This window comes from Ruegeria sp. TASC047 (genome assembly GCF_059612445.1).
In genome coordinates this window covers 30394-45323 of sequence record NZ_JBXWQP010000021.1, presented here as the reverse complement: position 1 = coordinate 45323, position 14930 = coordinate 30394, and the positions used below count along the sequence as shown (strand labels likewise).

The following is a 14930-nucleotide window of genomic DNA, read 5'->3' as shown; positions in this document are numbered from 1 at the left end:
GTGGGAAAATCCAAAAATAAACTATCCACCACGCTGGGGGGCGGGGTAGCTTTGTTCTTTTCGCTGACGCCTGCGGTTGGACAGCAAAACCTGACGCAACAAACAACTGTACAGCAAACGGCTGCGCCATCGACGGCCACACAACGCGCCCCCAGCTTACAACTCATCTCTCAACAGGCTCAACGAAACCCAGCGCGCAGGGTCGGTCTGCCGCCCGCCGCCCGGCAAACCGGCGGCACCGGAACCGGGCTGAGCATAACGTTGGATTACCTGTCATCACTCCGGCATGATGACAACCTCAGGCTAACGGACCCTTCCCTTGGGTCGACCACTTGGTGGGAGAACACACTGGCCTTAGGCCTCGTCAACCAGACACCAGGCTCTACTCTGACCTTCGACCTATCGGGGCTGTATCGGATCGCCAACGAACCAATCATTGGAACAGAATCCAGTTTTTCGGACCCGTTCACACAGCTGACATATCAACGAGACAACGCTAACAGCCAGTTTCGATTGCTTGCCGAATACCGTGAAAGAGATTTAGCCTTCAACAGGTCACTGACCGATATAAATCTGGATGGCGTCATCGATGCCTCTGATGTCATCGGCACCGTGGGTGATCAGGTCAATACGCGTGGAAACCTGGACTGGCAAACTGGTTTGAATGATCCTTTGGGTTTCCGGTTTAACTACAGCCACCGCGAACGCAGCTATACGAACACAATTAACCCGAACCTGTTCGACAATAGATCGGATGACTATGCAGCAACCGCGATACTTAGAATCTCTCCGATTCTACAGGGAAACGTGCGCGTTAGTTACATAGACTTCAATGCAGACGATGCTGTAGGCACCGACCGGAAGACGACGACCGTGTCAACTGGTGCAACATATGACGTATCCCCAGTTACCACTGTCAGTGCGAATATTGGCTACACCCAGGTCGATAACACGCTTCGCACGACCAATACCAATAACGTTACGGAGAATTTTGTCTGGGACTTTTCCTGGAACAAAAATCTGTCGAACGGCACGGCCAATATTTTTCTCGACCAGACATTCGGCGTGAATGGTACAAGATCCAACGCCACCTTTGGTCGAAGCTTTCAATGGGCTGGCGGGTTGTTCAGCTTCAATGCCGGATTTACCAGAGGGCCCTTTGACGAAGTCACACCAATTGGCCAGATCGACTATAGCTATCAACTGGCCAGCTCTCAAATCTCTGCAAAAATCCAGCGCCGGGTCGGTACCAGTACACAAAGCAACGAAACCCGCGAAACCGTGGCTTTTCTAGCCTATGATTACTTTATCAACCCGGTATCCGGTCTGTCTTTCAGCGTCAATTTCATCGATCAGGAAAGCGAAGGCCCGGGCCCGTCCAACCCGCGTCAGCGCGGTACTTTCGATGCGTCCTACACCCGCGCAGTCACAAAGGACTGGGCGATGAACATCGGTTATCAATACGAAATGGATGACCAGAACGGATTTAAGGCGACCTCTAACTCGGTCTTCCTGACGCTTGGGCGGAGGTTCACTCTTAAACCTTAAAAAGGTAGCTCCGAACAATCCAACCCTTGCTTTCTGATTGTATCCGTGTGGGATCATAAACGCAGGGCCCGAGGGGGTTACAATTCCAGGGCCTCTCATATTATGCATGATGGTTTGTGATGCATCGTCTCGATTCAAACGACAGCCGCCGCAAAGTGCTTGAGACGGCCCGAACCGCCCTGCCTGCAATCAACGCTGCGGGGCTGTTCTGGTTTGCCCTTTTGCTGCTGGGGTCGCTTCCCGTTTTCTGGATCGGCATTGTCTCGCTGGGCGCGGCGTGGAGCACGCCGGAATACAGTCACGGACCGCTGATCCCCATCATCTCGCTGTACCTGTTCCTGCGTGAATTACGGGACATGCCGCCGCCTAATCCCATTGTGCGCGACCGCTGGCCGGGCGTGGCCGTGATTGCTTTGGCTCTGGCCGTCGCCATTCTCGGCAACCTAGCGCGCATTCCGGATATCGTCACCTATGCAATGATCATCTGGACCGGTGGCGTCATGGTGACCGTTTTCGGCTGGCGACGCGGGAAATACCACCAATTGCCCGTAATCCATCTGATCTTCATGCTGCCCCTGCCCCAGTTCGTCTACTGGAAGCTCACGATCTTCCTGCAATGGATATCGTCCGAACTGGGCGTCTGGTTCGTGCAGCTCGCCGGTGTTTCGGTCTTTATCGAAGGCAATGTCATCGATCTGGGGGTCTACAAGCTGCAGGTGGCCGAGGCTTGCTCGGGCCTGCGTTATCTGTTCCCGATCCTCAGCTTTTCATACCTCTTTGCCCTGCTCTACCGCGGTCCGATCTGGCACAAGGTGGTTCTGCTGGTCTCGGCCGCGCCGCTGACCGTTCTGATGAATTCCATCCGCATCGGCGTGATCGGCATTCTGGTCAATCAGCATGGCATCGAACAGGCCGAAGGGTTCATGCATTTCTTCGAAGGCTGGATCATCTTCCTGCTCTGCGTCGCCATTCTGTTTCTCATGGCGCTCGGTTTGCAGCGTCTGGCCCCCGATCCGAAACCGTTCACCGAGGCAATCGATCTGGATACCGAAGGGCTGGGTACCGTCGCATTGCGTATCTTTGCCATCCGCGCTTCGGTCGCGCTGGCTCTCGCGGCGCTTTTGACGCTTGCGGTCTCGGCCGCGTGGACACTGCGCCCCGCCTCCGAGGTGAAACTCGTCGAGCGGGACCCCTTTGTCCTCTATCCGCGACAATTAGGCGACTGGTCGGGGTCGACTACCAGCCTTGATCCCAATGTTGAACGAACTCTGGGCGCCAGCGATTACCTCCATGCCACTTATATCGACAGCGGATCGGGTGATTTCGTGAACATGTTCGTGGCCTTCTACGACAAGCAAACCGAAGGCGAAGGCATCCATTCACCCGAAGTCTGCCTGCCCGTAGGTGGCTGGGAAATCTTCAGCCTTGAGCCATATGAGATCAATCCGGGCGACACCCCCTACGGCAGCTTTACCGTCAACCGCGCTGTCATCCAGAAAGAGCTGTCAAAGCAGCTTGTTTACTACTGGTTCGAACAGCGCGGCAAACGCGTGGTCAACGATTTCCGCGCCAAGATGAGCGTTATTCAGGACGGGTTCACCATGGGCCGGACCGACGGCGCATTGGTTCGATTTGTCACCCCCATCCTGCCCGGCGAAACCGAGGCGGATGCAGATGCAAGACTCCAGCGGTTCATGGAACCCAGCCTGAACCGCCTACCACGGTTTGTGCCGTTTTGATCTAAGGTAAAAGCCCGGCTTGGTTTCCCTCGATTACAATCGAAAAATACTCCGGTGTGTTCAAAGACAGACGAATAAAAGAGACACCGAGGCACTGCCCCAATCCTTCCACGACCAAATTACTTTGTAACACAACCACCTTATCCTGTCACAATCACCAAGCTCGACTGGAAAGGCTCAGCTGCCGAAGGCCTGAACTAGAAAATGCACCTAAGTGAAAGAGCTGCCAACGAGCGACTTTTTGGGTCCTACCCCTTCCAGATCCGCTTATACGCCGCGATCAGCGCGGGTACCTGATGGGGCCAGGCCATCTCGGCTTCGACCCGGGCGCGGCCATAGCGGCCCATGGTGGTGCGGCGGTCGTCATCTGCCAGCAGCTCGGTGATCTTGTCGGCCATATCCACCGGATCGTTGGCCTTGGCGTAAAGCGAGGCCTCCTGCGCCGAGAACCGCCCTTCGGTCACGTCGAACTGAACGATGGGTTTCTCGAACGCCATGTATTCAAGGATCTTGTTCATGGTGGATTTGTCATTCATCTCGTTCACCCGGTCCGGGTTCACGCAGACATCGGCGGTCGACAGGATCTCAAACAGATCATGATCCGGCGCGCGGCCGGTGAAGGTGACATAATCCGACAGGCCCATATCGGCGGATTGCTCCCGCAGCTTGTCCAGGCTGGGACCACCGCCCACAAGGCAGAACTGGATGTCGTCGCGCCCCTGAACCTGCACAAGATGCGCCACGGATTCCAGCAGCAGGTCAATGCCTTCCTGATCGCCCATGACGCCGACATAGCCCACCATGTATGTCCGCCCGTTGCGCCACGCCGGGTTCGGGGGCAGATGCTGCAACCGGCTCAGATCGGGGCCCGAGCGAACCACAAAGACATCCTCGGGCGCCATGCCGCCGCGCTCGATGGCGATCTTGCGATAGCTTTCATTGGTGGCGATCGACACCCGCGCCGAGGCGAAGGTCAGCCGCTCGAACGTCTTCATCAGCTTCCAGAAGAAGCCGCGCTTGTCGAATTTCGCTTCGTAAAGCTCGGGGTTGATGTCGTGGTGATCGAACATATAGCGCACGCCAAACAGCTTGAAGGGCAGCGCCACCAGAAAGATCAGATCGGGCGGGTTGCAGCCATGGATGACATGAAAGCCGCGGGTGAACTTGATCTTCAGTGACAGCCAGCTTTCCCAGAACAGCGCCGCGCCATATTCCAGCAGATACCCCAGCGCCCCACTGGCATCCAACGGCAGCGGGTGGCGGTAGACCTTGATGCCTTCATCTTCCCAGACACGTTCCTCATGGCCCTTGCCGGTGGGGCAGATAACCGAGACCAGCGCGCCTGCGGCAGCCAGCGTGCGCGCCTCCATCCAGACGCGGCGGTCAAAGGGCACGGGCAGGTTTTCCACCACGATCAGAACCTTCAGCCCTTTCAGCGGCTGGCTCTGGCGCAGCTCGTCGAACGAGATCGGCTGAACAGCGGGCACAGGGCTAGTCATATTCATAGGTTCTTATCACCTCTGCATCGCCAAGGCTCAGATCATTCACGATCCGGTTCGACCCTATCACCAGATCCCAGGGCCCGGCCTCGGCTGTGGCGCGATCCACCAGCAGGCTGTCCATATCGGGCAGATGGGTAAAGGCATAGCCCAGGTTCTGCCCCCGCAGATCGGCCGGTTCAATCGCCGGATCATAGACCGACAGCTGATAGCCTGCGTCCAGCAGCCGTCGGGCAATATCGACATTGGGGCTTTCGCGAAGATCATCAGTTCCGGCCTTGAAGGCCAGCCCCGCCATCAGCACCCGGCCGCCTTCGGGCAGCCGCGCCATGATGTCCTGCGCCTGATAGGTTTTATGCGCCTGATTGGTCTGCAACAGGCTGTCAATCAGATGGGTATGGGCCCCCACCTCACCGGCGATATGCTGCAGCGCGCGCACATCCTTGGGCAGGCACGAGCCCCCGAACGCGCCGCCCGGACGGGTGTAATAGGCCGAGATGTTCAGCTTGGTATCCGAGACGAAGATCTCGTGCATGGTTTTGGCGGATACGCCCATGCTGTGGCAGATACGGCCGATCTCATTGGCAAAGGCCACTTTGGTCGCGTGCCAGGTGTTGTCGACAAATTTGGTGATCTCAGCCTCTTCAAAAGCGGTGTAGAACACCGGCGCGTCCAGACCCTCGTGCATTTCGTCCATCACCGCCGAGCGATTGCCACCGGCTGTACCAACAACGATCTTGGGCGGGTTGAAGAAGTCATCTACCGCCGACGCCTCGCGCAGGAATTCGGGGTTATAGACAATCTCGACCGCCTGCGCCGTCCGCTCGCCCAGATAGCTTTGGAAGATCGGCTCGATCAGTTGCCGCACGGTGCCCGGCCGGAAGGTCGACCGATACGCCACCGTCAGAGGCCGCGCCCGATCCGGCGATACGGTTTCGGCAATCTGACGCGTCACCTCGGCCACAAAGCTCATGTTATGCGAGCCGTCAGTGGAACTGGGCGTGCCCACACAGACAATGGCCAGATCCACATCTCCGAGGTCCGGCATCTCGACCACGGCCCGGATCAGATTTTTCCCAAGCGCCTCGGTCAGCAACCCGGCCACTTTCGGCTCCTTGATCGGGGGCTGGCCTGCGTTGATTTCGGACACCTTGTCGGCATTAACATCGATGCCGATCACCTCGTGCCCTTCACGGGTCAGACAGCACGCTGCCGTGAACCCCACATACCCCAAACCAAAAATCGCAATCTTCATATTTTCATACCGTCTTGAAAACTGGTGTCGTCACTCAATTGTTTCTAAATCGAATACAAGGCTTCACATACCCGATGTCCTTGCTCAAATTGATTTCAAATTGTGGGATTAATCGCAAATTTTCCTTGAAATGTGGCAACGCTTTCTGACACTGAGCGTAGATCATGCGACCTTGTCACTAGATGAATAACAACCTTCAAACTGATTACCAACGACTGGCCTGGATTGCCACAAAAGTTACCGGTGACATGCCCAGATCTGCCTTGGGAGAAGGCAAAACCAGAAACACTGAGGCGTTAAATTGTTTTTTGTTCTAAATGTAGAAAGATGGTGCGATTGACGCATTCTCCTAAAGTAGGCTTGCCTTCCAGCGTGCTGACTCGCAGATCTGCCCTTGCAGTGGGCGCTGCGACTCTCTTGGCGTCCGGCCTCTTCAGACAGGCTTTGGGTTTTGCAACGCTTGCCATCACTGCTCGCCTTCTCAGGCCCGAAGACTTTGGTATCATTGCCTATTTCATAATTGCGACCGCGCTGTTTGAGATGCTGCAGCGCCAGGTCAGCATCGTGTTGATCCGATTGGATGATGTAACCCACGAGCATCTCGACACAGTTTTCACCATGCAAATTCTACTTGGATTGACAACTGGCGCGTTGGTCTGGGTGTCAAAACCCCTTGTAGCTTTGCTCGGCATACCTGAACTTGTCGAGATTTTGCCTGCAGTTGCAGCAATTTCGGTTTTGCTCGCCCTGCGCAGCCCACGTTTTCTTCTGTATGAACGCGGCCTGAGGTTTTCGCTGGCCGCAGCAGAGGAAACGTTCAATCGTATCGCTTATGCCAGTGTCGCCATCTATCTGTCATGGCTGTGGCAGGATTTCTGGGCGATTATTGTAGCCCTGTTTGTCGGTGCTGCGACCCGAAACATTTGGACATTCGCCACTGCTCCTATGTTTCCCAGGCTTTCAGTATCGCGCTGGCGGGAAAGCCTGTCTTTTTCCTCCTGGTCCATGGGCGCGCAACTGTCCCAGTTTTTGGCCAACAACATGCCCCAGATTGTTATCGGCGCAACTCTTGGCCTTGCAGATGCAGGGATTTTCCGGGCCGGCAGCCGCATTACCACGATTGTGACAACACAATTATTTGCCCCGTTGCAACGCGTGATCTACCCGGGTCTGGCAGATGTCTCACGGTCGACCGGGCAACACCAGGAAGCATTTAAGCGCATCAACGAGATGCTGCTGGCTTTCGTTCTGCCGATCAGCGTCGGAACTGCGCTGATTTCGGAAGACATGATCCTTGTCGGTATGGGATACAAATGGATCGCCGCTGCTCAGGTCATCTGGGTTCTGGCGCCACTCAAAGCCTTGGAAACACTCCAGGCGAATGTTCGGGCCGCCAGCTATATCGAAGGGTCAACGCGTATTCTGTTCATCCGGAACGCAACCTTGTTGGCTCTGGTCTGTTTTTTCATGTGGGTCGGTACCAAGTTTGACTTTCGTGGCGCGCTGGCGGCAGCTGGCCTGTCCAGCTTTACCGCGCTCATTATCACCCTGATCATTGCCAGAAGGTTCGGCAAGGGTGGCCTGTTTGAACCGCTGACCGTCGCCTGGCGCAGCATCCTGTCCTGCGCCATCATGATCGCCTTGGTGATCTTTGTTGATATGCTTCTGCACACCGGGGCACATGTCCCGCGCCTCATGGTGATCGTTCTGGTCAAAGTCTGCGTTGGCGTAGTCACCTACACATTGACCCACATCCTGCTGTGGATCATGGCGGGTCGGCCCGAAGGGTTTGAAACACTGGTCTTTTCACTGCTGTCCCGTCTGCGCGGTCACCTCCGGCGCGAGCGCGCCTGAACCAGGAATGTCGTTACAGCGCCGCTTGCAATTGGGCGGTGATATAGTCCAGATGCGCCGCCCCGAGGTACTGGTGCAAAGGCAGGGACAGCGCCTTGTTCTTCAGCGCCATTGCCTCTTCCTGACCGCCCCAGTCCAGGTTGCGGTTGAACCCCGCCCACCACGGCGTCGCCCCTATTCCCTTACTTTGCAAAGTCTGAACGACCCGGTTCCTGTCTGCCACCATCACCGGCATGTTGAGTGGGCAGGTCTCCGGTGCGAGCTCGGGCAACAACAGATGAACACCCGGACTTCCTTCAAGCAGATCTCTGTATCGCTGCCAGTTCGACCGTCGGGCCGATATCGCCTGAGAGACGGAAAATGACTTCAAGGGGCGAGAGGCAAAAACGCTCATCCCTGCGTTCAGAAGAGCCGGATCAAAATAGTAGTGCCCCGGAATATCCTCCAACTTATCGTTCTCACGGGGGGCATTCTCAGCCGCAGGCTTGCCCTTTAGCGCCTGAACCATGCCCTTTGCGCGCGTTGAACCAAGCGCGGCGGTCAGACCAGTACGCACCAGCGTTTTTGCGACAACCTTGCGCGGTGCAGGACAGTTGAACGGATTACCGCTTTGCAAATCGGGCGCATTGATCACCAGCGCACCACCGCCCAGAACCGGAACAAATTTATAAAAGCAAAACACCGACACGTCACCGGTACGACCTTCGGCGGGTGATGCCCCGCTCAGAAGACTTAGCGCGCAATCCTCAATCATCCGCAATCCATGCCGGTCGCACAGCTTGCGCAGCTCTGCCAAAGCCGGCTGAATAACCCCGAAATAGTGGATGACATAGAGCACTTTGGTCTGTGGAGAGATCAGCGGCTCGATCCGAGCAGGATCAGCAATCAGATCCTGCGCCACCGGAAACAGCCGGACCGACAAACCCGCATGGATCAACGGATCAACTTCCGATCCACAATTGTAGGCCGGTGCCAGAACCTCATCCCCGGGCTGCAATTCCAACAGGTCGCAGGCCGCCCGGATCGCAACACGGGTGTTATAGCTTGGAAACGCCCGACGCCCCTTGAACAGAGACATATAACCCCCCTCCGGGTCCGACCGGAAAAGGTTGGAAAAGCGCATCGGAGGATCGCCACAATACAAGGTGTTCCGGGTGGGTTTAGTGGTCATGTCAGCCTGTAAAGTTCAATAGCTTCGCCAAACCCGGCGGCGCATGATCCGGTTTTCGTCACACTGCCCTACAGGGGAAAAGCCCATTTTCAGAATATTCTTGCGAGACGGCAGATTGTAATCTCTGCAATTGGTGAAAATCCCCTCGACCCCATCCGAGGCCCGGTCCGCCGCAATCATCCGCCATAGCCGTTCCTGCAAGTTGCGACCTCGATAATCCGGCAGGACATAGACATGCCAAAACAGCTCCTCCCTCTCGCCCAAGGGGACAAAGAAATCACGACTGTGCATCGCATCGCGCACCCAGGCAAGGGCCTGCACATTGCCATCCTCCTCCAGCAGCCAAAGCCGCCATCCGAGTACCAGCCAGTCCACAGTACCCCAGTCATGCGCAGCCAGTGGATCGGTCATCCAAGCCAGATCCGACTGACCCAGTTCGTCCACAGACAAAACCTCGCGCAAGTGTCCACCCCCGCTCAGAGCGGGCGGCGACATACTGCTGTTCTGAGTATCGAGCCTGAACACCAGATGGCGTTTGCGTACGAAACTGTCGAGAAAGGCCAGCCAGACCTGTTTGATCAGCATTCCCGGCCCCAGCCGCGCCGCGCCCTGGATCAGCTGTATCTTGCCTTTCTTCGCTAACTTCATCTTCAGCACCGCCGACCGTTCTCACATCCAGGCTTCATCCCATGATCGCCCGTTTGACCTTTTTCAAATGCCCCCGCAGCAGATCACGGGCATTTCCGGTTAGAAACACATGTCGGTTCACAATTTTCTGCCGCTCGGAAATCCGTCGGATACTGCGCGGACCGAATTCCGACTTGTACTTGTGGATGTTGAACTTCTTGTCACCCGCAACCGGAGCGCGATACCCCTCTACATCCAGGATGCTGCATCCTTTTTGCTGCGCCCAGCACATCGCCTCAAGCCACAATGCCGGTGCGATACGCAGATTGCCGGCAGCCCTGAGATGTTCCGGCTCGGTTGTGAAGTGACGCCCATGCACGACGTCTTTGCTGCGATAGACCAACAGGCCAGCCAGAAACGCATCCTCCTGCCAGGCCATGATCACGGTTCCAATATCATCATGGCGCAGCACGTCTTCGAATGTCGTCTCATATGTAGCGACGTCCAATTCTTCCAATCCGCGCGTGGCGCGCAGGCGGTTCATGCTGCTTAGAAAGATGCCGAACTCTTCGCTTGTTTCTGCAATACGGAAGGTAACGCCCTGCCGTTCAGCGCGGCGGACTTCGCGCCGGGCGCTTTTGGAGAAACTTTTCATGATCTCCTCGCGGGTCCCGGATATGTCCACCCACCCGGTTTCGCGGAACTGCTCCTCTTCGGAAACCCGCCAACCGTTCCCGGCCAGAACGCTATCCATTGTTATCGCGTCCTGTTCTGTCCAGAATGGGGTGACATTCAGACTGCCCACGCTGGCCAGTTCAGGATGTTCGCAAAGGGCCTTCAAAAACGCAGCCATGTTGTGGGCATCGTCGCATACCGGGCCGCTCAGACAATAAGCTTTGGACCAGGCACCGGGCAAAAAAGGGTGCGGCTCAAGCGAAAGCAGGCCAACAGCCACCAGAGCGCCGCCGCTGCGGTGGGCGCGGGCATACAGAACCTTTCGGCCCGAGGCTTGCTCGGAACGGGCAAAAACCAGAGATTGCCGCGGGTGCTGGTGTTTTGCCCCTTTCAGGAATCTATCCCAGTCCGCGCGTTGTTCCGTGTTCAGGGATTCACTACAGTCGACCACGATATCGTCTTGGGTTCGAAGGTCCGGCGCTGTCAAACTATTACCTCAATATACTGGTCTATACGCTTTGACTTTTACGACCGCTATAAAACAACAATTGTCTTCAGAGGATTGTGGTCAGTGTATTCATAGAATGAAACAATGACTAAGTAATTTGAAATGTGAATGGTTAACGAGAATAGAGTATCATGATTTCATCACCAAACAGCACGTCTACTGCCTGCGCTGTTTCAATCGTGATCGTGAACTGGAACACCCGGGATATTCTTCGGGATTGCCTGATGTCCATCGCAAGCGAAACAATGATGCCGCATGAGATCATTGTCGTCGATAATGCATCAAACGATGGCTCGGCCGAACTCGTGCGAACAGAATTCCCTCGGGTGCGGCTGATCGCGAATAAGACCAACCGGGGCTTTGCTGCCGCCAACAATCAAGGACTGGAAATCGCGCAAGGGGACACCTTGTTGTTGCTCAACCCCGACACCATCATTCTGGACGGCGCGATCGACACAATGGTCCACTGGCTTGGGCAGCATCCCGATGTGGGATGCCTCGGTTGCCAGGTGCTGGAGGATGAGAACACCATTCAGCGCACCTGCTTTGCCGATCCCGGGCCTGCCAATCTTGCGCTGATCGAATTCGGACTGCATCGCCTGTCGCCGCAAAACCGGCTTCTGGGCCATGCCGAGTATGGAGACTGGGACCGAAACTCCGAACGACCGGTTGATGTGGTTTCGGGCATGTTCATGTTGGTCCCCCGTCACGTTTTCGAAGCGGTTGGCCTGTTAGATGAAGCATTCTTTGTCTATTCCGAAGAGGCCGATTGGTGCCGCCGCATTCGCGACGCCGGATGGTCTTGCGTATTTTCCCCCGCAGCGCAGATTCTGCATCTGGACGGGGGCGGCAAAAGCACGGTCCAGATCCGGTCACGCATGTTCGTGCAAATGCAAAAAAGCAAAATGATCTATTTACGCAAGCACTACGGCCTTTGGGGGGCGTTCTGTGGGCGGGCCATCTTTGTCGGGTCCTCTGTATTGCGTTTCCTGATGTCTGCCACCGGACAACATGACGAAGCCGCCGCGCGGCGACGGCTTGCGCGCGCATCCTTGCGGTATCATCTGATCAGACAGGAGCCGGTCGAGTGACCGAAGCTTCAAACCACTTGTCATTCCAGTGGGTTGATGGGGTGAAACCTCTGAGCGGCATGGTGGAAGAATGGATCGCCCTTGCCGATCGGGTGGGTGCGGATATCTATGCCAACCCGGTCTGGGTGCTGACATGGTGGATGCACTTTGGGCAGGGGCGAACACTGCGCGCATTGGTGGTGCGCAATGCGAGCGGGCATCTCGTGGCCCTGATCCCTTTCATGATTCACGCAGTCTGGCTGGGACCGATCAGGATACGTATCGCAAAACTCGCTGCAACGGACCCAAACACAGTGGTCTTTCGCCTCGCAGCCGAGGAATGGGCCGTGACACCCAGCCTGACGGAGGCACTGTCTGACCTTCTCGGGCGGGGGTGTGCCGATCTGATCAGCTTCACCCCCGCATCCGAGCGCGGACAGGTTCTGCACGCTGCGCGTGATGCGGTGGCCCACTACGCGTCTTCTCACCCCCCATTGGTGTTGCAGGATCATGCTGCAGGCACACACACCGTCTTTGAGCTTCCCGGCAGCTTTGACGGCTATCTGAGCCAATTGTCCAAGAAGCGGCGCAATCAGTATCGACGGGATCTAAAACGCCTGCAAAGTGACCATGGGCTGACAACGCAAGTGACCCATCCCGACGCGGTGCAATTCCAGGACTTTGTCAGGTTTCACAACCAACAATGGCAAAAGGCCGGAAAAGGTGGCCATTTCACCGACTGGGCCGGGAGTGAGGCCTTTTACAGTGAGCTTGCCAAAGTGACCCTAACCAGCGAAAAAACATGGTTTGTCGAACAGCACGGCCACAGTTCAGCTCTGGCAACCCAGTTCTGCCTGGTTTCCGGTCAGGTCTGCCACTGGCGCCTGCCCGCCAGATCAACCGACCCCGAGCTTGAACGTTTGAGCCTGGGAAAGATTGGCCTGATTCAGATGATCGAAGAACTGATTGAGGGCGGCATCACACGGATTGAGGCCGGGATTGGCGATTACGGCTACAAGCTGATCTACGGAGGTGAAGCAGTTCCCACCCACCGCCTGATCATCTCGCGGCAATCGGGCTTTGCCGCGATACGTCTCAAACTCTGCCTGGGTTGGGCGCGCCTGCTGCATCTGGCCTATTACAGGCTCTGGTTCGGTCGCCTGACTCCACGCCTGAGAGCGATCCTTCCACTGAGGCATAAACCTTTATGGGCCGCCTGGGTCAGGACAAGGATATAAATTCGTCATGACCCCTGAACCCCTATCTCTTCATATCCTGCCTGCATCCGATTGGCTGGACTGCAGCGCCGCTTTTCAGGATCTGACCTATGAACAGAGCCTGACCTATGCACAGGCAGCCGCACGGCGGATCGGGGCAGAACCGCAATTCGTCCGGGTGGAAACCCCGTCTGGACAGATCGTCGCCGCCGCGTGCCTGCGCATCAAACGCCTGCCCGTGCTTGGGCGCGGAATCGCATGGATTGCAGCGGGGCCATTGCTCCGGCATCGGGATCACCCCGATCCCTCGCCCGAAACCGTGCAGGCAGTGCTCGCGGCACTGCGCGCGCATGCGACAGCAACAGGACATATCCTACGCCTGCGTTTTCCGGTGATTGCCCGCTATGACGTGCCCTCCCTCGACGAACTGGCCGCCAGCCAGGGTTTTGTCCACTCAGAGCGGTCCCCATCTTACAGAACTGTCGTAGTAGACTGTGATCAGGACGAAGACACGCTGATGCGCGCGCTGCACGGCAAGTGGCGCAATCCACTGCGCAATGCGCTCAAGGCTGGGCTGGAGTTGGATATCGTTCCGATTGCAGAGGCTCGCAGCCGGTTTCACGCGCTATATCAGGACGTACAGGCCACCAAGGGGTTTCGCCCGGATATTTCCCCCGAATTCTACTATGGGCTTACAGGGCCCGATTTTGACCATGAGGTTCTGTTCGCTCGGAAGGACGGTGCTGACATCGCCGGCATGACCATTGGCAGAGCCGGCATCAACGCCGTCTACCTTTTCGGCGCCACAGCTGAAGCCGGGCGACGGCTGAATGCCGGACACTACCTGATGTGGCATTCCATTCTACGCTGCAAAGAACTGGGCATGAAATTCTACGATCTGGGCGGTATAGACCCTGATTCAAACCCAACGGTCACACGGTTCAAGCACCGCACCGGGGGGGCAAACCTGCAGGCGGCAGGCCCTTACGAGTTCCAACCCAAAGGGCTGACTGCGCCTGCGATCCGCGCCGCGGAAACGCTGCATTCGCTTTTGAAGAGGCGGCGAAAATGACCAACCTGACAAGCATCAACTTTCACGGTATCGGAGATCCCGGGCGCTCGCTGGAGCCCGGTGAAGCGCCATATTGGCTGTCGCGGGAGCAATTCGAATACGTCCTTGACCAGGTTGCCGCCATGCCTGACCCGGCGGCTGTTGTAATCACCTTTGATGATGGCAACCTGTCTGATCATGATATTGCGCTGCCCGCCCTGATTGACCGGGGTCTTCATGCACGTTTCTTTGTTCTGACCGGGCGCCTCGGGCAAACGGGATCGCTGCACAAGAAGCACCTGCATAACCTGCAGGGCGCAGGTATGTTGATCGGCAGCCATGGAATTGACCATGTCAGCTGGCCAACACTGAACGACGCGATGCTCAGGCAGGAATTGGAGACATCCCGGGCACAGCTTGAGGATATCTGCGGCCGGACGATAACCGAGTCCGGGATTCCATTCGGACGTTACGATGCGCGGGTATTACGGGCCTTGCGTGCATCAGGTTATACGACAGCGTGGTCAAGTGACGGTGGTCAATGGCGGCAAGGTGCATTCCTGCGCCCCCGCACCTCGCTGCGTGGTGATATGTCGCCCGATGAAATGCAGGCCGTTCTGTCAGGTCACATGCCCGCCCTGCGCCGCCTGCGCCGCGCCGTCGGAATGACCCGGCGTCGCTGGACGGTGACCGGTTAAACACATTCCAACGTATAA

General features: G+C 56.8%; 12 protein-coding genes. 7 read left to right on the top strand and 5 right to left on the bottom strand.

Features of this window, described 5'->3' with window-relative positions:
- Window positions 1-1548, top strand: coding sequence for a hypothetical protein (locus tag AC2FLO_RS05375; RefSeq protein ID WP_496754353.1), 1548 nt, complete (start codon window positions 1-3; stop codon window positions 1546-1548).
- Between the two features lie 119 nt (window positions 1549-1667).
- On the top strand, window positions 1668-3287 hold the full coding sequence (gene xrtD, locus AC2FLO_RS05370) for a VPLPA-CTERM-specific exosortase XrtD (protein WP_496754355.1): 1620 nt from the start codon (window positions 1668-1670) through the stop codon (window positions 3285-3287).
- Window positions 3288-3535: 248 nt separating this feature from the next.
- Here xrtD and AC2FLO_RS05365 read toward each other — a convergent pair whose 3' ends face one another.
- Window positions 3536-4786 carry a glycosyltransferase family 4 protein gene (locus AC2FLO_RS05365; protein ID WP_496754357.1) on the bottom strand — a complete coding sequence of 417 codons (1251 nt, stop codon included), beginning with the start codon at window positions 4784-4786 and terminating at the stop codon, window positions 3536-3538.
- The gene (locus AC2FLO_RS05360; protein WP_496754359.1) at window positions 4779-6041 is read right to left on the bottom strand and encodes a nucleotide sugar dehydrogenase; all 1263 of its coding nucleotides are present in this window, start codon (window positions 6039-6041) and stop codon (window positions 4779-4781) included. Before AC2FLO_RS05360 ends, AC2FLO_RS05365 begins: the two co-directional genes overlap by 8 nt.
- Window positions 6042-6368: 327 nt before the next feature.
- Between AC2FLO_RS05360 and AC2FLO_RS05355 the strand changes: the two genes are divergently transcribed.
- Window positions 6369-7895: an oligosaccharide flippase family protein gene (locus AC2FLO_RS05355; protein WP_496811644.1), complete on the top strand. Its 1527-nt coding sequence runs from the start codon at window positions 6369-6371 to the stop codon at window positions 7893-7895.
- Window positions 7896-7908: 13 nt separating this feature from the next.
- Here AC2FLO_RS05355 and AC2FLO_RS05350 read toward each other — a convergent pair whose 3' ends face one another.
- The 3 genes from AC2FLO_RS05350 to AC2FLO_RS05340 all read right to left on the bottom strand — a co-directional run bounded on the left by AC2FLO_RS05350 (window position 7909) and on the right by AC2FLO_RS05340 (window position 10819).
- The gene (locus tag AC2FLO_RS05350; RefSeq protein ID WP_496754261.1) at window positions 7909-8973 is read right to left on the bottom strand and encodes a DegT/DnrJ/EryC1/StrS family aminotransferase; all 1065 of its coding nucleotides are present in this window, start codon (window positions 8971-8973) and stop codon (window positions 7909-7911) included.
- Window positions 8974-9081: 108 nt separating this feature from the next.
- Window positions 9082-9714 (bottom strand): GNAT family N-acetyltransferase, encoded by a 633-nt coding sequence (locus AC2FLO_RS05345; RefSeq protein WP_496754263.1) that lies wholly within the window; start codon window positions 9712-9714, stop codon window positions 9082-9084.
- Window positions 9715-9748: 34 nt separating this feature from the next.
- A complete protein-coding gene (locus AC2FLO_RS05340; RefSeq protein WP_496754265.1) occupies window positions 9749-10819 on the bottom strand; it encodes a GNAT family N-acetyltransferase in 1071 nt (356 codons plus the stop codon).
- A 188-nt stretch (window positions 10820-11007) separates the two neighbouring features.
- Here AC2FLO_RS05340 and AC2FLO_RS05335 point away from each other — a divergent pair, with 188 nt between their 5' ends.
- Genes AC2FLO_RS05335 through AC2FLO_RS05320 form a run of 4 tightly spaced genes read left to right on the top strand, consistent with a single transcriptional unit; the run spans window position 11008 to window position 14912 of the window.
- Complete coding sequence (locus AC2FLO_RS05335; protein WP_496754267.1) at window positions 11008-11967, top strand: glycosyltransferase family 2 protein; 960 nt, start codon at window positions 11008-11010, stop codon at window positions 11965-11967.
- Window positions 11964-13184, top strand: a complete 1221-nt coding sequence (locus AC2FLO_RS05330) for a GNAT family N-acetyltransferase (protein ID WP_496754269.1) — start codon at window positions 11964-11966, stop codon at window positions 13182-13184. Before AC2FLO_RS05335 ends, AC2FLO_RS05330 begins: the two co-directional genes overlap by 4 nt.
- 7 nt (window positions 13185-13191) lie before the next feature.
- Window positions 13192-14235: a lipid II:glycine glycyltransferase FemX gene (locus AC2FLO_RS05325; RefSeq protein ID WP_496754270.1), complete on the top strand. Its 1044-nt coding sequence runs from the start codon at window positions 13192-13194 to the stop codon at window positions 14233-14235.
- Window positions 14232-14912, top strand: a complete 681-nt coding sequence (locus AC2FLO_RS05320) for a polysaccharide deacetylase family protein (RefSeq protein WP_496754272.1) — start codon at window positions 14232-14234, stop codon at window positions 14910-14912. Before AC2FLO_RS05325 ends, AC2FLO_RS05320 begins: the two co-directional genes overlap by 4 nt.
- Window positions 14913-14930 lie beyond the last annotated feature (18 nt).

Bases quoted from the DNA above. Each gene is read 5' to 3' on its own strand.
- AC2FLO_RS05335 (WP_496754267.1), top strand. From the start codon at position 11,008: ATGATTTCATCACCAAACAGCACGTCTACTGCCTGCGCTGTTTCAATC.
- AC2FLO_RS05350 (WP_496754261.1), bottom strand. From the start codon at position 8,973: ATGTCTCTGTTCAAGGGGCGTCGGGCGTTTCCAAGCTATAACACCCGT.
- AC2FLO_RS05320 (WP_496754272.1), top strand. From the start codon at position 14,232: ATGACCAACCTGACAAGCATCAACTTTCACGGTATCGGAGATCCCGGG.
- xrtD (WP_496754355.1), top strand. From the start codon at position 1,668: ATGCATCGTCTCGATTCAAACGACAGCCGCCGCAAAGTGCTTGAGACG.
- AC2FLO_RS05355 (WP_496811644.1), top strand. From the start codon at position 6,369: ATGGTGCGATTGACGCATTCTCCTAAAGTAGGCTTGCCTTCCAGCGTG.
- AC2FLO_RS05360 (WP_496754359.1), bottom strand. From the start codon at position 6,041: ATGAAGATTGCGATTTTTGGTTTGGGGTATGTGGGGTTCACGGCAGCG.
- AC2FLO_RS05325 (WP_496754270.1), top strand. From the start codon at position 13,192: ATGACCCCTGAACCCCTATCTCTTCATATCCTGCCTGCATCCGATTGG.
- AC2FLO_RS05365 (WP_496754357.1), bottom strand. From the start codon at position 4,786: ATGACTAGCCCTGTGCCCGCTGTTCAGCCGATCTCGTTCGACGAGCTG.
- AC2FLO_RS05345 (WP_496754263.1), bottom strand. From the start codon at position 9,714: ATGAAGTTAGCGAAGAAAGGCAAGATACAGCTGATCCAGGGCGCGGCG.